Origin of the sequence: Flammeovirga sp. SubArs3, from assembly GCF_947387565.1 — a bacterium.
GTDB classification, from domain to species: Bacteria; Bacteroidota; Bacteroidia; order Cytophagales; family Flammeovirgaceae; genus Flammeovirga; species Flammeovirga agarivorans.
Genome location: NZ_CANDOA010000011.1, coordinates 165,735 through 184,669, shown reverse-complemented (window position 1 = coordinate 184,669; position 18,935 = coordinate 165,735). Strand labels below are relative to the sequence as shown.

The 18,935-nt window shown below is 33.5% G+C and carries 14 protein-coding genes; 4 read left to right on the top strand and 10 right to left on the bottom strand.

The genetic code is table 11. The annotated features are described in order from the left end of the window. Window positions 1-406 precede the first annotated feature (406 nt). The 6 genes from QL232_RS23635 to QL232_RS23610 all read right to left on the bottom strand — a co-directional run bounded on the left by QL232_RS23635 (window position 407) and on the right by QL232_RS23610 (window position 4,960). On the bottom strand, window positions 407-784 hold the full coding sequence (locus QL232_RS23635; RefSeq protein WP_281616037.1) for a hypothetical protein: 378 nt from the start codon (window positions 782-784) through the stop codon (window positions 407-409). 83 nt (window positions 785-867) lie between these two features. Continuing rightward, window positions 868-1,383 carry a hypothetical protein gene (locus QL232_RS23630; protein ID WP_281616036.1) on the bottom strand — a complete coding sequence of 172 codons (516 nt, stop codon included), beginning with the start codon at window positions 1,381-1,383 and terminating at the stop codon, window positions 868-870. A 133-nt stretch (window positions 1,384-1,516) separates the two neighbouring features. Then, a complete protein-coding gene (locus tag QL232_RS23625; protein WP_281616035.1) occupies window positions 1,517-2,122 on the bottom strand; it encodes a PH domain-containing protein in 606 nt (201 codons plus the stop codon). Window positions 2,123-2,249: 127 nt separating this feature from the next. Then, on the bottom strand, window positions 2,250-2,801 hold the full coding sequence (locus QL232_RS23620) for a hypothetical protein (protein ID WP_281616034.1): 552 nt from the start codon (window positions 2,799-2,801) through the stop codon (window positions 2,250-2,252). A 119-nt stretch (window positions 2,802-2,920) separates the two neighbouring features. After that, a complete protein-coding gene (locus QL232_RS23615) occupies window positions 2,921-3,610 on the bottom strand; it encodes a hypothetical protein (protein WP_281616033.1) in 690 nt (229 codons plus the stop codon). A gap of 171 nt (window positions 3,611-3,781) precedes the next feature. Beyond that, window positions 3,782-4,960 (bottom strand): tyrosine-type recombinase/integrase, encoded by a 1,179-nt coding sequence (locus QL232_RS23610; RefSeq protein ID WP_281616032.1) that lies wholly within the window; start codon window positions 4,958-4,960, stop codon window positions 3,782-3,784. A gap of 112 nt (window positions 4,961-5,072) precedes the next feature. On the opposite strand from QL232_RS23610, the gene QL232_RS23605 reads away from it, so the two are divergent. Next, a complete protein-coding gene (locus QL232_RS23605) occupies window positions 5,073-5,489 on the top strand; it encodes a hypothetical protein (RefSeq protein WP_281616031.1) in 417 nt (138 codons plus the stop codon). A gap of 703 nt (window positions 5,490-6,192) precedes the next feature. Continuing rightward, window positions 6,193-6,912, top strand: a complete 720-nt coding sequence (locus tag QL232_RS23600) for an FISUMP domain-containing protein (protein WP_281616030.1) — start codon at window positions 6,193-6,195, stop codon at window positions 6,910-6,912. Between the two features lie 34 nt (window positions 6,913-6,946). Here QL232_RS23600 and QL232_RS23595 read toward each other — a convergent pair whose 3' ends face one another. The 4 genes from QL232_RS23595 to QL232_RS23580 all read right to left on the bottom strand — a co-directional run bounded on the left by QL232_RS23595 (window position 6,947) and on the right by QL232_RS23580 (window position 15,388). Further along, the gene (locus QL232_RS23595) at window positions 6,947-9,622 is read right to left on the bottom strand and encodes an alpha-amylase family glycosyl hydrolase (RefSeq protein WP_281616029.1); all 2,676 of its coding nucleotides are present in this window, start codon (window positions 9,620-9,622) and stop codon (window positions 6,947-6,949) included. A 382-nt stretch (window positions 9,623-10,004) separates the two neighbouring features. After that, on the bottom strand, window positions 10,005-11,318 hold the full coding sequence (locus QL232_RS23590) for a TolC family protein (RefSeq protein ID WP_281616028.1): 1,314 nt from the start codon (window positions 11,316-11,318) through the stop codon (window positions 10,005-10,007). A gap of 2 nt (window positions 11,319-11,320) precedes the next feature. Continuing rightward, window positions 11,321-14,353: an efflux RND transporter permease subunit gene (locus QL232_RS23585; RefSeq protein ID WP_281616027.1), complete on the bottom strand. Its 3,033-nt coding sequence runs from the start codon at window positions 14,351-14,353 to the stop codon at window positions 11,321-11,323. Window positions 14,354-14,359: 6 nt separating this feature from the next. Continuing rightward, window positions 14,360-15,388 carry an efflux RND transporter periplasmic adaptor subunit gene (locus QL232_RS23580; RefSeq protein ID WP_281616026.1) on the bottom strand — a complete coding sequence of 343 codons (1,029 nt, stop codon included), beginning with the start codon at window positions 15,386-15,388 and terminating at the stop codon, window positions 14,360-14,362. Window positions 15,389-15,659: 271 nt separating this feature from the next. On the opposite strand from QL232_RS23580, the gene QL232_RS23575 reads away from it, so the two are divergent. Then, a complete protein-coding gene (locus QL232_RS23575) occupies window positions 15,660-16,832 on the top strand; it encodes a thioredoxin family protein (RefSeq protein WP_281616025.1) in 1,173 nt (390 codons plus the stop codon). 180 nt (window positions 16,833-17,012) lie between these two features. Then, the gene (locus QL232_RS23570) at window positions 17,013-18,698 is read left to right on the top strand and encodes a glycoside hydrolase family 43 protein (protein ID WP_281616024.1); all 1,686 of its coding nucleotides are present in this window, start codon (window positions 17,013-17,015) and stop codon (window positions 18,696-18,698) included. Window positions 18,699-18,935: the final 237 nt, after the last annotated feature.

The following is an 18,935-nucleotide window of genomic DNA, read 5'->3' as shown; positions in this document are numbered from 1 at the left end:
CTTTCTATCTTCTCCAAAGTAAGACTTTGACTCTTCTATGATTTGTTTAAATTTCATTTGTTAGTTAACCATAACGTATTGGCTAAACTACGACCAGCGGGTGCGTCACCCGATGGATGGGGATTAGCTGATGTTATGGGCTTTTTTATTAAATACTAAATAAACTACTATTGTTACAATCCATATGATGATACAATCATATAAAAAGTTTTTAAAAACCCATCCACAGTTTGGAGAGTCAGAACCTGAAAGCCAAAATTGATAATAGTACTTAAATGGAACTCCAATATTAGTCACTGGTTTTAAAGAAGGATTCCCAACTGACTGAAATAAAGAGTACATTACCGAAAAAAATGAAAGTACACAAAATACTATCATTGAATAAAAGCTAGATATTAGAAGTTTCTTAATCATTTTCTGTTCCTAAAATATCTTCAAGTTCATCTTCATTTATCCAGTCTATTGTCTCAGGTATAACAACTTGTTCTAACCATTTGAATATGTTTTTTGATTCTATAATAGAAGGATAATTTGCTCTTTCCAATTTTGAACTCCAAGTCAAATGAACAGTAAGTACTTTGTTTTGAATTTCGTTGTCAATAATTTCAAATCCTGCAAATTCATCATTGTCCTGCCTTCTAGCAATAGGTATAATATCTTTACCTGTTTCTAGTTGATATTCCTTTCTTAATCCTTCTGATTTGGAAGGGTCAACGAAATACCAAGGCCTCAATCCTTCAAAACTATGAGCCTTAAGCCATCTATATTCAATTGGTAGTTTCATATTAATTGCCCATAACGTGATGGCTAAACTACGTGTGAGGGTGCGTCACCCGAACGTGGAGTTTTAGCTGATGTTAGCTGTTGTTATTTTATTGAGTTAATTAACCATTTCTTGTTTTGGTACTTCAGTTCTACATTTAATCTTAATAATGCATCTGGAAAAAAAATGGTTACATGTTCTGTTGTAGAGTCAAGTTTTACTATTTTTTCAGCTTCGAAAACTTTAGGATCTTCCATTGAGTTTCCAATCCAATATGGATATTGTACTCCACATGCAAGTTCTTCTAAATCGAATATATCTTCAATCTTTAAATAATCTGAGTATTTTAAATGAGATAGTTTTTCATTACAATTAGCAAATGATGCTATGTAAGTTGAAATTAATTCTTGGGTAAAGAACCCTGATTTAGTAAGTTCATTTTCTATTTCTATTAAATTTAACCCCGTCATACCATTCTCTTTTTCAACATAAATAATATTTAAGTTGTTTTGTCCTCCTTTATTTATGTACCAGTCATAAAATTCGTGGACAGTATCTTTAGGTTGTTGAATGGTAAAAATATTAAGACTAATAAATATCGGTAGTAAAATTTTTAACATGTCTAGCTTAGTTTATGAAAGTATTTCGTTGATGAATACAAATAACAGCTAACGTAATGGCTAAACTACGACCAGCGGGCGTGTCGACCGATGGATGGAGTGTAGCTATTGTTAGCTTGCGTTAATTCTATGTTTAATAATCCTTTTGTCTAGTACTAGGTTTAGTTCCAAGTTTTGAAGTATTTGAATCTTGAAAATCAGATGAAACTTGTTTAACCATTTTATAAATAGACAATACTTCTTTTATAGAACTCCATTCATCATAGAGTTTTGTTGTATTACCTTCATCACTCTTCGTCCTACCACTAAAAAATCTTATTGTTCCAACTTTAAAAATATTGTCAATAAAATTAGTTTTAGTTTCTAATTCTAAAATTTTTTCCAAATCTATTGTCTTGAAATCTACAAAAGAATATCCTGAACTAAACATTACTCTTTTATTTGTCAAAGCAAATGATGTATTAGAGTAATTGAATATGTTATAGAAGATTTGATATAAACCAGAAATTATTGGAGCAATAAAAACAACCATTAAAAACCAATAACCAGAATCCATATTTCTATCAAAGTCCCCAAAATAATTAATAATCAAAATAACTCCAGGAATAATCAATCCAGATAAAATCTGATACAAACCAACTAATATAAAAGGTATAAATTCAGGTTTATTTTCCCATAAAATTTGTTCATCATTATCTTTTACTAAATCAAATTTGCTTTTAGAGTTTTGTCTATTCATTTGGTTTTTATTTTATTGAAGATTTTTTTGGTTATAAAGCCATATGCAAGCTAACGTGATGACTAAACTACGTGAGCGGTTGTGTCAACCGTGATTGGAGTTTAGTTGATGTTAGCGAATTTATATTCTAAATTTTTTTATTAATCCAAGGGTTGTCTTTAAAATATTTGACTTTTATTATTTGTCCTAATTTACCACTTGAATTCATTTCTCTCCCTAAATACCTATTTTTATTGATATAAAACTCATATTCATATCCTGAATTACCGATTAGATGTCCATTTGAATAAATTAAGTTATAAATTTTAGCACTCGATATTTCTGAATTATTTTCCAACTTTACAGAGATTTCTTTATCAACTAAATGTGATATTGTTGTGGTTATAATTATTGGTATCAGTATAGCTATTATATTTTTTATAATTAAAACACTTATTCTCCACTTAGGTTTGAATTTAACAAAGTCAAAACTAATTTTATTAAAGGTGTGAATAGAAATAACTAAACATAAAATTAATTTCATAAAACTTGAAACAAACCATAATAATCTAATCCACTCTGATTTATTAATAAAAATATATGAGTAGTATGCTACCAAAAATAGAGTTAAATATAGAGTTAAACCTCTTGCTATATTTTTATTTGACCAAGCAATAAATTTGATTAGATATGTAAACATAATTAATAGATTATGATTATAATGGCTAGGTTATTTTCGCTAACGAAATTGCTAAACTGCGAGCGAGGACGCGTCGGCCGAGACTTGCTGTTTTAGCTGGTGTTACCCTGTGTTTATTTTTAGCAACCTTTATATGACCAAAGACATAACTCTTGATCATCAGTTATTACTTTTATCCAACCTGTTAACGTATTAATTATTTTTGGTTCGGTATTCTCTTCATACGAACTACAAGGATGTAAATTATATTCATTAATAGTAACTTTACACCAAGAACCTTTTTTTTGATTAGATAAAGTAATTTCCCATAAATCACCTTTTATTACTGCAATTTGTTTAGAGTCTTTACTTGGTGCTTCTCTTAAAACCAAACCAGATGAAGGTGCATACCAACCTAGAACATCCTCACCTTTACTTATTGCATAATCTAACCATGATTGAGTAGTTAAATTATTGTTCTGTAATTCATCTATACTAACCCAATAATTATTTGAAAGCTGTACAAAACCATTCCGTTTATTTATATAAAATAATGAGTATACATCATTCATTACCTCAAATACGCCTTTTTCAAAAGTATTGGTTTTACCATTAATAATAGATTCAAGCTTATAATCGTTTACCATATATATTTCTCCAACATTAGTAGTTGATAATGGCTCTTTATATAATTTAAGACCACTAGATGGTATATAAATACAACAGTTTTCCAATTTAGTTGATATTATAACTCCTTTTCGGAATTCATCTGCTATCACATTTTGACAAAACAGAAAGAATATTGAAAAATAAATAAAAGGCTTCACCATAATGTTTTCAGTTGGTTTGAAAGAATAGAGTATCATTAATACAGGGTAACATAATGTAAGAACAATATTACATAATATCGTAATATTTTATGTTATTGTGTTATTGCATTTATGCAATCTTATGCCTGATGGGTCTTAGTCCAAAAAATTAACCTCCCATCATACACATACTTAAAAGTCATCCAATGGACTTTTAATATCACTAACTACCTTGGTACTCACATGAGTATATATTTGAGTAGTTTGTGGAGAATTATGTCCAAGAAGAGTTTGTATATACCTTAAGTCTACCCCATTCTCTAATAGATGTGTGGCAAAGCTGTGCCTTAATGTATGGACTGTAACCTTCTTCATAATTCTGGATTTCTTTATAGCTCGTTTATAGATTCTCTGAATACTCGTTCTGCTATATTTCCCTCCTTTATCTCCTTCGAAGAGATATTTCTTCGGTTTGTATTGCTTAAAATATTCTCGTAGTATTTCTAAGTTCTTTTTAGAAAGTAGTGTATTTCTATCTTTATTGCCTTTTCCTCCTTCTACCCTAATTAGCATTCGCTGTGAGTCTATGTCTTTTAACTCCAAATTGATCACTTCTCCTATTCTTAATCCAGCAGAGTAAATTGTCATCAATATAGCTCTATGTTTTAGGTTTTGAATATTTAAGAAGATGCTTTTTACTTCTTCAGTACTTAAAACTACAGGAAGTTTTTCTCTTGGTTTGGGACGTTGAATATTATAGAAGCAATAGTCTCTTTCCAACACTTTTTCCAAATAAAACTTTACTGCATTTAATGCTTGATTTTGATAAGAATCCGAACAATTTTTGACCGAAACAATATGAAATAGAAACTGCTCTAATAAATTCTTCGATTTCTGACCTTCTGTAATAGTCCGTATATCTTCACAGCCATTTTTTCGAGCATATTCAAGAAACCTTAAAAGCATTGAAGTATATACATTTGCTGTGTTTAATGAATATCGGAAAACTTCTAGTTTTTTTACTAGAGCAACTAAATGTACTGCATCTTCTTTAGCATATTGTTTTTGTATCTTTTTATACAAGCTCTGATAATTATTTTCCTCATGGATTGTAAGTACTTCTTTATTGCTGCTTTGAAAAAGTGCTTTAGTATCCACCCATGCTATACCTTTAAAAGTAGTGAATACTGAATCTATGTTACTTCGATCATTCGGTATATAAATACATTCTAAGTTACTGTCCCATTTTACATTGGGCAGTGTTTTTATCAACTTCTTAATCCCGTCTGTCATAGGAAAACTTAGCTTAATTACCTTTTTATTCTGAATCTTTATCGGATTTAGCCGAATAGTAGCTTCTGTTTTAATCATTTTGAAAATTTTGTGTTTGTCAAATCTTCAAAAAAAATTACCTTTAACCGTATATTAAACGTTTAGAAACGTTTATATACACATAAATTAGAAACTGACTTAACGATTAACGATGAACTCTTCAAATAATAGGTTATGCAAAGAATGTAACCAGCCCATACTATATGGCCGAAAGGATAGGAAATTTTGTTCAGCTGAATGTAAATCTGCTTATCACAATAAAAATTATCAGATTAAATTTAGAAATAAAGCAATACATGAAAAGATCATTCAAAATAATTATCATATACTAAAGTCCTTCTTTAAAGAAGGTAAAACTGTTATCAGAAAATCATCATTTGATGAATTAAACTTTGAGTTTAATTACTTTACGACAATCTATAGATCTAAAAAAAGCATTTATTTCTTTGTTTATGATATTGGATATGCACCAATAATAGATCACAACGGCATCAGAAAATTACTAATCGTTGAATATCAAGATTACATGAAAACTTATCGTTTTGATGCTTGGCGAAATATCAAATAATCTTCACTGATTAAATGTATAATTGTAATACGAATAAATATTTCAATTTACAGTAATCTAAGTATATCAGAAGAAAACCAACTAATAAGAAATAAGTTCTAAATGACTTAAATAGTATATGGTATCTATCTGAGTAAAACGTTTACTTTTTGAAATTAGGAACGGACTTGTAGTTTTTGTTCCAAAGTGTAGATATCAGGGTAATTGTGACGTATACAATCACTCCTGAAAAAGAACATTGGTATTAGATTTCAATATTCTGTTAGTGTATACTTCTTAATTGCTTCTATAACGCCTTTTTCATATTTAAAGCTAATCCTTCAACTAGAATAACAAAATTCTATAGTTGCACTTTAAATTAAGAAATCTGTTGAGAGTAATAGTTTGTTGAATAGCTTGATGAGAATTGGTAATCAGCATGATAGATTAGTTTATTACTATTTTTTGAAGTATACAAAAAAGTTTGCGTTTGTAATTTTGATAAAATAATCAGTTTGCTTTTGACACAGCTTCGCCATGTCAGTCACACAAGGTATAAATTTTTTGACTTTTATTAAGAAGTATTTTCAACTTTTTGATAAAATGAAACTTTATCATAGAAAAAATTAAGTTTCAATTTCAATCAACTCTACCTTTATATCATTAACTATATACAGTTTCAACTGCTAATAATAAATACTTTCTATTACTTCTTAAATTAAATATGCTAACTCAAAACAATTTCTTTTGCTACCTTTTATTTTTTTGTTGTTTGGGGTGTACCTCCAAAATAGATCAACAACCTTTTGACTTTGATGAAGCGAGTGTAGAAGAAGCCTTTACGTTAAGTGCACCCAATTACCATGACAATAAGTTCTATAAAAAACCACAATATTTTATTGATGAACGTAACCAAGAAAAATACCCAACTGTACAAATAAAAAATTCGATTTGGCTTGCCGAAAATATACGATACCCGTTAAAAGGATCAATTGAAGTTGAAATAGATAATCAGAAGGATAAGGAAGTATTGTATTTTAACCATCATATAGAAAAAGTCTGCCCTAAAGGATGGCATGTTCCTACGGATGAAGATTGGGATTCTTTGGAAATCTTTTTGGGGTTAGAACAAAACATTGTGGAAGAAACTGGTTGGAGAGGTCATCATTCTAAAGCATTAAAGGCCGCTCAATATTGGCCAGTAAAAAAAGAGAGAAATAAGTTTTCTTTTAATGCCATCCCTACTGGTTTTTACTTACAAAATAATGGACATTTGGGTCGACAGCATTGTACAGGTTATTTTGCTATAGATTTAGAAGGCAATGTTTGGGAAAGGTGGATTATGAAAAATGTTAGCGGAGTATCCAAAGTAGCTGTAAACGAAAATAATACTACGGCATTACCCTGCCGGTGTGTCAAAAATAAAGAAAAAACGGGTGTATGATTTTTATGTCATACACCCGTTTTATTATTTTAATTTATTGCTTAACCCAAATCATTAAAGATGTTGATGGAAGGGTAAATGAGGTAGTTTGACCTCCTTTTAACTTCATCATAGACTTTTTGTCTTTGACACCTTTTTTGATGTTTACTTCATTTGTATTGGCAATTAATTTCCAATTTCCTTCTGGTAAAGTAATATCATTAAATAATCCTTCTTTTTCTCCAGAATTCAGAAGTACAAATACTTTATTATCGACAATATACCCTAATAAATTATCTTCTTTCGGTGTGATAAACTGGTAATATCCTTCTGCAACTTCATCTCCTGTTCTAAAAACTTTACCATATTCTGACAGGCGGAATTCGTTCATGCCTTTCCAGAATTTGTACATGTTTTTATAATCATTTGTATTGCCCTCTTTAGGCATCTGCCCTACGGTCTCCCACTTATATTGGTTGGCAGTTCTGTGGTTATAAGTATCTCTATAACCATGCATATACACCTTATATCCTTTATTTGTAGTTTTTACTACTTCTTTTAAAGGAGCATCCGCTTTAGAACGCATAATCTCTGAACCACCGTTAGTAACGATTGGTCCTAATGATGTATATAATAAAGTAACGGCTATCTTATAATTATCTTGATCTACACTTGTACGACCGTCAAATTTTTCACCACCAAATTGATCAGATAATGCAAAGTTATCATGAATATCCAAGTAGGTGATACCTGAGTTAGGAGTTTTATCTTCTTTGTTTGAATTCTCAAGGCCTCTCATTACAGCAGCTCTTTCATCAAATTTACCTCCAGCCCATCCTCTATCTGTAGCTCGATCCGTTAGTTTAAAGACTGGACCTTTGTATGCTCCTCTAGAGTCATCTTGGAAGAATGTTATTGGTGAATCTTCTTTGTACCAATCCCAATCTGGGTTTGCTTCAAACTCTGGGTCATTAGAACCAATCCAAGGCTCACCATATACGATTTTGTCTTCACCTATAGCATTCTTTAATGCGATTAATGTTTGCTGATCTACTTGACCCGCTAAGTCGATTCTAAAACCATCAATACCAAATTCTTTGATATAATATTGGCATTGATCAATCAACCAACGTTGTGTCATCGGACGATTTTCTGTTTTCACCTCGTTACCATAATCCCCGATGTGTTCTAGGTCTTTTGTTCTGTAATAATATTGTTTATCAATACCATTGAAGTTGAAAATCCATGAATTACCATCCATATTTTCTGCAGTATGGTTCGGTACAATATCAATAATTACAGCAATATCTTTGTCATGGAAAGCTTGAACCAAATCTCTGAATTCATTACGCTCCTCGCCTGCTTCTTTACCTAAAGAACGGTAACGGGTTTCTACAGCCATGGCATGAGATGTTCTATACCCCCACTGGTAGTTTTCTTCGCTTACTCCTTGAGAAATCATATACTCATCATCTTTAAAAGAAGCTTTCCAATCGTCTGTTGGGTAATGAATATATTCTTGGATTGGCATTAAGTGAACGGTGTTTATTCCTAAATCAACTAAGTAATCAAAACCAATTTTTTCACCTTTCTGATTTTTCAAACCTGCTTTGTGCATCGCTGGTAATCTACCTTTAATACTTTCGTCTACCGGTAAATTATCGGTAAAGTCCTGAACGTGTACTTCATAAGCAATTACATCTTCCATTGCTGGGATACCCTGAGCTAATGGAGTTGCAGGTAAAGTACGGTGCCAAATTCTACATTTCCCCCAAGTATCATCACTTACTCTAGCATATGGGTCTGATACGTGAACATTTGTAGTCTCATAGAATAGGTTACCTGGATCTTTGTGTCCATGGATAGTAAAATCGTACCACACACCATGTAAATCCTTATCAAAAAAGGCTTCCCAAACACCGTTGATATCCTCTTTCATTTCAATGGTTTCGTCGGCCTTTTTATCGTCTTTTCCTTTATATAAGTATAACTTCACCATAGTTGCTCTTGGAGCAAAAAGACGAACCGTTGTTTTTCCATTATCAATATTTGCACCTAACTCTTTCGTTGAGAAAGTCTCTCTGAACCAACCATCAAATGAACATAGTGCCGATAATTCTTGCGATGGGATGTGCAGGTAATAAACTCTCTTTTTATTAAGGGGAGTCTCTGGTGTAATTAAAGTTGTTGTAGAACCGTTGGGTAAAACTCCTGCTACTTTTATTGTATCTCCTGCAGCACTAGTAATAATATAATCAGAAGGATTTAATGGACGGTCGCCCACAACATCTGCCCAGATCAGATTTTCACTTTTTAGTTCTGCTTTTAAACCGGGAAGTACGGCGTCTTGCATAAATACAAGGTTGCCACCTTTCTGATTGGGTGAAACGGATGCAGGTGATAACCATTCTCCATCATTAATTCTGAATTTAAATTCGGCCTGAGGAGAAATAACCTCAAAATCTTTGTTATTGAGTGTAAGAATCCACTGACCACCAATTTTTTTAAGTTGCCACTGCGAATCGTCCATGTCACTGCTCCATCCTCTAAATGAACCTGTAACGGTCACCTGAGTTGGATGCTTATCATAAATTTTCTCATCGAAAATAAAGGTGACATCATCACTAAATATTGCATATCCTTGGTTGATTTGTTGACCAGTAAACGACTGACCAAAAGACACAGTAGATATCAATAAGAATGTAAAAAGTAGGACTTTTCTTATATCCATTTTCATATACTATAATTGAATTGAAAGGTTATTTTCACTCAAATATAATTTAATTTTGGCAATGAATAGGGTAATTTAAATCACTCAAACCACATCAAAAAATATCATTTTTGTACTATTCTAAGAATAAATTTTCAATGTATTAAAATCTTATGTTTTTCAATCGGTTGTGATATTTCTTCTACCATGTTTTTTTGAAGACGAAAAAAATTTAATCTTACATGAAATTTTATTTTTTTATAATTTTTTAATCTGTAAAACATGCTTTGGTGAAAGGATGACGTCACAAAATAAAAGAAGCCACTTTTTAGAAATTATTCCAAAAAAGTGGCTGGATTCATTTTTAATTTAATCCGTTAGATTACACGGTAGTAGTTTGAAGTTAGTTCGTTGTTAAATGTCCGATTGCGCGTAAGTAATAAGTATATTGTATTTTCGTTTTCAATTTACTTTGGATGTACTCAATGACAGCTTGTTCTAAGTATAACTGTGCATCGATTACTTCTAAAATATCTATTAATCCTTCATCAAACCTTTCTTCTAATGTAGCTGCATTTTCTCTTGCCTTCGCAACAGATGTTTGAGCAATTTCTGTTTCCTTAATACTATTTTCCCAGGCTACTCTTTTTTGTGCTATTTCTAAATCATGAATCTCTCTGGTTCTCTGTAGTTGCAACTCCTGGTTACTTCTTTTCAACTTAGCAGCTGTCACCATTTGTTGTTTTTTCCCTGCATGATAAATAGGAATACTCAACATTAAACCTGCTTGTACATTGGGAACTGCACCTGGCTGAAAGTTATACCCTGGAGAAGAAAAAGAACCTGTTCCGACTGCAGAAAGTTGTGGTCGATATAACCCTTTGGTGATATTGATATCAGATTCTGTCGATAACAACCTTTTTTCTTCTAAATGATATTCAGGTCTATCGATAGCAAGAATTACGTTACTTACTGGTGGCTCATGAACGATAGAATCACTAAGTTCCAACATCGACTCAAATTCTCTACCTAATAGTCTATTCAGTGACATGGTAAAGACTTTTAAATCGTTTTCAGACTGAATCACTGCAAGGTTTGCTCTATTCACTCTCACTTCTGTCATCAAAAGATCACTGCGGTTTACAGTACCTACTTCAACTTTGTGAGCGACCAACTTCTCTATTCTTGTTAGATCATCTCTGTAGCTATACATAGCATGAACAAGTTCTTTCTGTGCTACAGATTTCCAATACTGAAGATCGGTCATTTGTACCACATCCAATTGAGTAATTTTCAATTGATCCAACGACATCTCTTGTTTTATTGCTGCCTTATCCTTTCTTTCTTTTAATACTCCACCTCTATAAATAGGTTGAGTAACAGAAGTATACAAACCATATTGATGATTAGCGCCTTGTCCAAGTTCAGCTCCTGCAAGATCCCCTAATTGTTCAATATCAGGTAATGTCATCATCATTGGGTTTTGAACGTACCAATAATCGGCAGAGGCATTTACCTTAGGCATTAAATCTGCCACACTCATTTTATATTGTCGATAGCTGATTTCAACATTGTTTTCAGCCATTTTTATATGCTGTTCATGATCCAACGCTTCTTTTCTGTATTCAATTAGAAATGGATCTTGGAAGTTCTGAGCAAAACCAACACTCGCTATCATCAGCAAGTGAATTATTAGATAATTCTTATTCGATAACATGCTTATTTGATTTTGATTTGATAGAATAATGCGTAGAAAACTGGAACGGCCAATAAGGTTAAGAATGTTGCAAAGCCTAAACCGAAAATAATGGTTACGGACATGGCCCCAAAGACACTATCTGGCAGTAAAGGAAACATGCCAAACATTGTTGTAATCGCTGCCATTAATACCGGTCTTGTTCTTGAAATTGTTGCATAAATAATGGATTCCAAATGCGATTGACCCTCTTTTCTTTGAATGTTTACTTCATCGAGTAAAACGATAATGTTTTTGATGACCATTCCAAGTAAACCAATCCAGCCAATAAAAGACATAAAGTCAAATGCTTTACCCAACCCTACTAATCCGAAGATTACTCCAATAAGAGATAAGGGTAACAATAAAACGACAATCATAGGCTGTTTGTAGTTTCCAAATAAGGCGATCAGAATGGCAATAATTAGCATAAATGCTAATGGGAAGAAAGTGACAATCGCAGACACCGCTTCGGATTGATTTTTCTTTTCTGCATCCCACATTAAACTATAGCCGTCTGGCAATTCGATGGCTTCGATTTTAGATACAATATCATTCTGTAGTTCAGCCGTAGTTATCCCATCTTTTGGATCACACAACGCTGAAATGGCTCTTTGTCTATTGTATGTTTGAATAATAGGGTATTCATAATCTACCTGCATTCCTGTTGTAATCTGCTGAAGTGGAACAGTTTTATTTCCAGATAAAACACCCATATTTTCCACCTTAGTGATATCAGCTACCGTCCCCTCGTTAGTTTTTAACATGATCGGCATCAGCTCATTTTCTTCTCGGTAAGTACCTACCGGAATACCATCACCCATAATTCTAAATGAATTGGCAATATCAGTTCTTGTTACCCCTGCCCTTGCTGCTTTATTGTTAGAATACATTGCATTCCAATTGGGAGACATATTAAACCAAGAACTATGAACATGCCTTGATAAAGGACTTTCCCTCATAATATCCATCGCTACATGGTGCAGAGAGTCTAATACCTGAATGTCTTTACCCATAAACCTCGCTTCAACCTTACCGTCTAATGGAGACATCACAGAATACAATTCAGGACGTACAAAAAGCTCTGGGAAAAGGTCGTATTTCTCTTTTTCTAATCGTTGAAAGACTTTTGATACATTATCAAAATCATCACATTCAACAATAAAACTTAAAACATTGGATTGAGGACCATAAGCAGAAGATGCTAAGAAATATCTCGGTGGAGTCATACCAATGGTCATCGTCACGTCATTAACTTCCTCCTGAGCTTTTAACCAATGGTATACTTTGTCGCCTTGTTCTTCAGTATATAAGATATACGATCCTTCGGGAGCAAATGCATTGATTTTAAATAATCGTTTCTCTAATTCCGGCATAAATACAATTTTCATGTATTTCGCGGTAAACAAAGAAGAAGCAAATAACCCAATGATAATGGCTAATGAAGCGTATTTATATTTGATTGAAGTTCTTAGAACCGATCGGAAAATATCATAGAATTTTCCTTGGTATAAACTTCCCTCTTCCTGTGCATTATTATCATCTTTGATAAAATCATCACACACTAAAGCCGATTGAGTTAATGCGAAGATCCAACTTAGTGATAACGATATGGCCAATACTGAAAATAAAGATGATAGATACTCACCTGTTGCATCTGGTGAAATACGTATTGGTAAGAAAGTCAGAATTGCAATTATAGTCGCCCCTAATAATGGCCAAGCAGAAGATTGTGCCGCTTCTAAAATGGCTTGACGTTTAGGTACTCCTTGCTTGATTTTCATTAAGATTGATTCTATGACAACTATAGAATTATCTACCAACATACCCATTGCGATAATCAAGGCGGCCAGTGATACTCTTTCCATATTGATTCCGAACACCAACATAAAAATAAGTGTACCGAGGATGGAGAATACCAACCCAGAACCTACCAATATGCCATTTTTTAAACCAATAAAGAACAGTAAAATAAGTACCACTGTACCGACTGAAGCGATCAAATTAAATATAAACCCATCATTTGCCTCCTTTGATTCCGCTCCTTGATTATAGATATTCTTTAAAAGAACACCTGCGGGTAAATCCTGCTGTAATTTTTCCAATCTTTGTTCTACCGCAGCACCCACTTCTACCACATTAGCACCGGCTGAGGCAGAAACGGCAAACCCAACTGCTGGTAAACCTTGTATCTTCATTTTAGAAGTATAGGGAGTAACATAGCTTTCTTCTACAGTTGCAATATCTTTTAGCTTTATCTGTTCTCCATTCTCAGTACTTACCAAGAAACTTCCTATTTCATTTACTGTGGAGAAGTCCCCACCGATTTTAACTCTTAAGCGTTGTTTTTCTGTATTGATGAATCCTGCATTCACCAATTTATTTTGTTTATTTAAGGCATTCATTACTTGTTCTAATGAAATACCCAATTGGTTCATTGCTGTGTAGGAGAGTTTAATATCGATGCTTTCTTGTGCCTTTCCAAAAAGGGTTACTTTAGCAACATTTGGTACTTTTAATAATTCTTTCTTGAAATCATCAGCGATATCATTCAGTTCTCTGTAGGAATAACCTTCACCATAAATACCATAGAATAATCCCAATACATCTGCAAAATCATCGTTTACAATTGATGGGTGTGCACCTGTGGGCAATTGAGGTTGAATGTCGCCTACTTTTCTTCTTAAAACATCCCACATTTGTGGGATTTCATCTCCTGGAACAGTTTTTTTGAGTACTACCAGAATTCTTGATACTCCCGGTCTACTATCAGAATCCAAGTAGTCTAAACCATCCATTGCCTGGATCGCCTCTTCCAACTTGTCTGTTACCTGTTGTTCTACTTCTTCAGCAGAAGCTCCCGGATATTGAGTTAATACTACAGCCTGTTTAATGGTAAAAGGTGCATCCTCTAACTTTCCTACTTTTTCGTAAGAAATGATACCTCCTAACACCACCAAGGCCAATACAAACCAACTAAATGGTTTGTTCTCTATGGTGAATTTCGTAAGGTTCATATTTGATTAATTGGCTGTAATGATAGAATTGTCTTGTATAGTTCTTACTTTCTGTCCATCTGATAAGAAAGTTGCTCCAGCGGAAACAATAAAATCTGCAGGTTCTTCTATTTGAACCATCATCTTATTATCGTTAAGTAGCTTTTCGATTTTTACTTGAACTGGAGATAATGTCTGATGATCAGGATGCACCCCCCAAACGAAACGTTGTCCATTCGGGGAAGCCATCACTGCGTTAGTCGGTAGTATAGCAGTATTGAAATTGATAGTAGTTAGATTAAAATATAACTCAGCAGTCATACCCGATAAAAGGGATGTTTCATGATTATCTACCTCTAATATCATTGGATATGCGTAATTAATATTTTCTGTATCGTTTGAGATTTCGATAATTTTCGCCTGGAAAGTTTTCTTCGGCATACCATCAAAAACGACTTGAATATGATCTATTTGTTCTTTGTTCAGCACCATCTCTTCTGGTACATTACATAATACTCTTACCTTAGAAAAATCTTGCAGAGTAATTATCCTTTGAGATGCTCTAACATGTTCGCCTTGTTCTACAGATGTTGTCTTCACATAACCCGAAAATGGGCTAACCAAACGCGTATCCTTCAATGCGTTTTCCGCATTATTAAGATTCACTTTTGCTGTTTCGAAATTTAGGATAGCTTGGTCGTAGTGCTGTTTTGATATATTATTACTTTGAAAAAGCTTTTTCGCTCTTTTCTTTTCAAGCTTAGCCATCTGAAACGAAGCCTCTGCTTTTTGTACTGCTAACTGAAAATCTCTTTGGTCTATTTGCCCGATAAAGTCGCCCTTTCTAATGTATTGACCTTCTTCTAATGTAAATTTTGACAAAGGGCCACTGACTCTAAAAGATAAGTTAACTTCTTTATTTGGTGCGGAAACACCTGTTACAATTTTTGTTTTGTATTGGTTGGATTCGTTGAGTTGAACCACTTTTACCAATTGTGGTTTTTTGTTCTGTTCTTCTTCCTTTTTGGAAGTACAGCCCACGAGAAATGTTATCAAAAGTAAGATAATGCTGTAGTAATTGTTCATCTGAGATGGAAAATAAGGTCATTGATTATGTACATTTTGTTATACACCAATATGTTCATCAATGATGCTGATTCTTACTCAATCCACTTTTTTGGGCTATGAAGCCGACAATCTTACAGATGAAGCCGTATCATTTTGGTATAAACTTCAGGTTAAAAAGCGTTTAATTTTCTTCAACTTCATCCAATTCGGCTATCTTGTAGTACAATTTAAATATTTAAATCAACCATAACGACTTCCAATGAAACTAATTTCAACTTTATTCATTCTATTGTCCGTCTCTCTTTCTACTTTCGCACAAGGTATCCAATTCTTCGAAGGAACTTGGGAAGAAGCCAAAGCCGAAGCAAAGAAACAAAACAAGCACATCTTTATGGATGCTTACACTACATGGTGTGGTCCTTGTAAAATGCTGAAGAAAAAGATATTCCCTCAAGATGAAGTTGGGAAGCTTTACAATGAAACTTTTATCAGTGTTGCCTTTGATATGGAAAAAGGTGAAGGTATTGAGTTGGCCAGAGCTTTTGATGTTAAAGCCTACCCTACACTTTTATTCTTTTCGGCAGAAGGTGAATTAGTCCATAAATCTGTTGGAGCCCCAGAAGCAACGAATTTTATCCAAATAGGAAAAGATGCTGTAGATCCTTCAAAACAGCTTTATGCATTAGAGAAAAAGGCCTTAAAAGAGGATGCAAAACAGGAAGATTTACAAAACTATATCAAGGCAGCAGGCCAGGCATTTACGTCTAATGATGTGATCTTGAATAAATGGCTGAAAACATTATCTGATGATGACTATAAAAATGAGGAGGTCTCAAAACTTATTTTAGTGAGTAGCTATGATGCTGATTTGAACTCTGCTATCATTGATGTCTTACCAAAACTAACAATTGATACAGATGAAGCTTATCAATCGATGGCATACAATACCATGAGACCATTGATAAAAGGTGAAGCTTCTAGAAAAGAATGGGAAGCTTCTTTTGATGTGATCAGAAAGAAAGTACCAAACCATCTTTCAGAGAAAATTATCTCAAATTTCAATATCAATTATTATTTCAAAGCTGAAGATTATCAGAATGCAAGTATCGAAATTGATAAAGCCGCTGCTGCTCTTAAAGAAAAAGAACCACTAATGGCAAGTAATATGCTCAATTCTTTTGCATGGAGATATTATGAACTAGGTCTCGACACAAAGTACATCAAAAAGGCACTTACATGGGTCAACCAATCGGTAATGATTGAAGAAAATTATTACAATCTAGATACCCAAGCTCATATTTGTTTTTCACTTGGAAAATATGATAAAGCACTAGTAGCTTGTGAAAAGGCCATTGAGGCAGGAAAAAAGAAAGGTGATGATGTAAGTGGTACCGAAAGTTTATTAGCAAAAATCAAAAAAGAGATGAAGTAATTTCTCTTATATACCATATTTAAAATAGGAATCTAGTAGTATTATTGGATTCCTATTTTTTTTCAATCGATTGCGGCAACGGTTTTTTCATTTCTCATTTTTACATTAACTGCAAATCTATTTACTTGTAGTCATAAATAAGCCAGAAAACAGAGCACTTTATTAATCGCGTTATTATCAATGAAAAGATTATTATTACTACTCCTTTGCGTTTGTAGTTTATCCGCTTTTGCACAAACGTTTAAGAACCCTATTATACAAGGTGGTTACCCTGATCCATCTATAACCACAGATGGTGAATATTATTATATCGTCAATTCTTCTTTTGAGTACTTCCCGGGGCTACCTATTCATAGAAGTAAAGATCTTGTCAATTGGGAGTTTGCAGGCTATGGCCTACATCGAATTGACCAATGTAATGGTAAGATGAATCTAGTAGACGTTCAGCAAAACGGTGGTATACATGCTCCAACAATTCGTTATCATGAAGGTAAATTCTATATTATCACTACCAATGTGTATTTACCAAATAAGGAAGGTGCTCCAGCAGAAATGATCAATTTTATTATTACAGCTGACAATATTACTGGTCCTTGGTCTGAGCCACATATTATAGAGGGAGCTCCTGGAATTGATCCCGATATTTTCTTTGATGAAGATGGTACTGTTTGGTTTACGGGTACTCATTCTCCAGAAAACCCTAACTATGAAGGAGAAGGAGAAATATGGACTCAACAATTGGATATTGTCAATTGGAAATTAAAAGGAGAAAGACATTACCTCTACAGAGGTGCTTGTGGTGGCGTTTGGGTTGAAGGGCCTCACCTTTATAAACATGATGGCCGTTATTACCTAATGGTTGCAGAAGGTGGTACTAGTTACAACCATGCCATGATGATTGCTGTTAGTGATCATATTACTGGACCATATGTGTCCAACGAAAGAAACCCTATTCTTACAACAAGAAATCTTTCCTACGACAATTGGGTAAATTCTACTGGACATGCTGATATTATTCAATTAAAAGATGGCCGTTGGTATATGGTGGCTTTAGGTATCCGAGGAGATGAAGAAAGAGCATCAAATATGGGTAGAGAGACATTTCTGATACCTGTTCAATGGGAAAAAGAAACTTTCTGGTGGAAAGAACCTAAATATGAATGGCCTGTTGTTGCTCCTGCCACTGGTAGAGTAATGAAAGAAGAAGCCTTACCTTTTGCGGATCAACCACAGATGAGAAATGATGCATATGAAGACAACTTTGATCAAGCAATTTTAGGTTATGAATGGAACTTCAGAAGAGTACCAAGAGAGAAAACGTATTCTTTAGATGCTCGAAAGGGATATTTACGTATATATGCTCATCCACAAAAGATCGCACTAAGAGAAAGAGCTTCTTTAATGGGTATTCGCCAAAAAGAAACAAAGTTTGAATATTCTGCCAAAATGAATTTCAAACCTAAAAAACAAGGTGTTGAAGCAGGTTTAAGTATTTTCCAGAAAGATGATAACTATATCAATTTTACTATCGTCAAGAAAGACGGTGTTTCTATGATCCAGTTAGCTGTTGCTGAGAAAAAACAGGCACCAAAAGTAATCAAAACTACGGCACTTGATAGTTATGAAGGAGATGTAATTCTAAAAATAGATGCTAGAGGAAATGAATATCAATACTTATATTCATTAGACCAAGGTGTTACATATCTCCTTCTAGGTACTACACCTACGAATATACTTCTCAGCTATGGTTGGAATAGTGGCTATACCGGAGCATATGTAGGCATTTATGCCACTTCTAATGGTGGTAACGCAAAAGAATATGCTGATTTCGATTGGGTTAATTACAAAGGGTTTGAACAGGAATGAGTTCTGTCTTAAATCTGATGATCACAGCTTTTGTCTATTGATGAAGGCTGTGATTGTTTCAAGAAATATGTGACAAAAAGTACTTGAACACAAGTACTTTTTAGTGGGTAAAGAATCATGATAACAGTCACATATATTTATCTTTTTAAACTACTTTATTCTTTTCTCCAAATATATCATAATAATGTATTTGAGAGTATCCCCCTTTTTGGTGATTTTGTATAAATCATACAGTTA

What these genes read in the sequence shown, in the direction of transcription:
- QL232_RS23635 (WP_281616037.1), bottom strand. Translation starts at nt 784, where the DNA reads ATGAAACTACCAATTGAATATAGATGGCTTAAGGCTCATAGTTTTGAA.
- QL232_RS23630 (WP_281616036.1), bottom strand. Translation starts at nt 1,383, where the DNA reads ATGTTAAAAATTTTACTACCGATATTTATTAGTCTTAATATTTTTACC.
- QL232_RS23625 (WP_281616035.1), bottom strand. Translation starts at nt 2,122, where the DNA reads ATGAATAGACAAAACTCTAAAAGCAAATTTGATTTAGTAAAAGATAAT.
- QL232_RS23620 (WP_281616034.1), bottom strand. Translation starts at nt 2,801, where the DNA reads ATGTTTACATATCTAATCAAATTTATTGCTTGGTCAAATAAAAATATA.
- QL232_RS23615 (WP_281616033.1), bottom strand. Translation starts at nt 3,610, where the DNA reads ATGGTGAAGCCTTTTATTTATTTTTCAATATTCTTTCTGTTTTGTCAA.
- QL232_RS23610 (WP_281616032.1), bottom strand. Translation starts at nt 4,960, where the DNA reads ATGATTAAAACAGAAGCTACTATTCGGCTAAATCCGATAAAGATTCAG.
- QL232_RS23605 (WP_281616031.1), top strand. Translation starts at nt 5,073, where the DNA reads ATGAACTCTTCAAATAATAGGTTATGCAAAGAATGTAACCAGCCCATA.
- QL232_RS23600 (WP_281616030.1), top strand. Translation starts at nt 6,193, where the DNA reads ATGCTAACTCAAAACAATTTCTTTTGCTACCTTTTATTTTTTTGTTGT.
- QL232_RS23595 (WP_281616029.1), bottom strand. Translation starts at nt 9,622, where the DNA reads ATGGATATAAGAAAAGTCCTACTTTTTACATTCTTATTGATATCTACT.
- QL232_RS23590 (WP_281616028.1), bottom strand. Translation starts at nt 11,318, where the DNA reads ATGTTATCGAATAAGAATTATCTAATAATTCACTTGCTGATGATAGCG.
- QL232_RS23585 (WP_281616027.1), bottom strand. Translation starts at nt 14,353, where the DNA reads ATGAACCTTACGAAATTCACCATAGAGAACAAACCATTTAGTTGGTTT.
- QL232_RS23575 (WP_281616025.1), top strand. Translation starts at nt 15,660, where the DNA reads ATGAAACTAATTTCAACTTTATTCATTCTATTGTCCGTCTCTCTTTCT.
- QL232_RS23570 (WP_281616024.1), top strand. Translation starts at nt 17,013, where the DNA reads ATGAAAAGATTATTATTACTACTCCTTTGCGTTTGTAGTTTATCCGCT.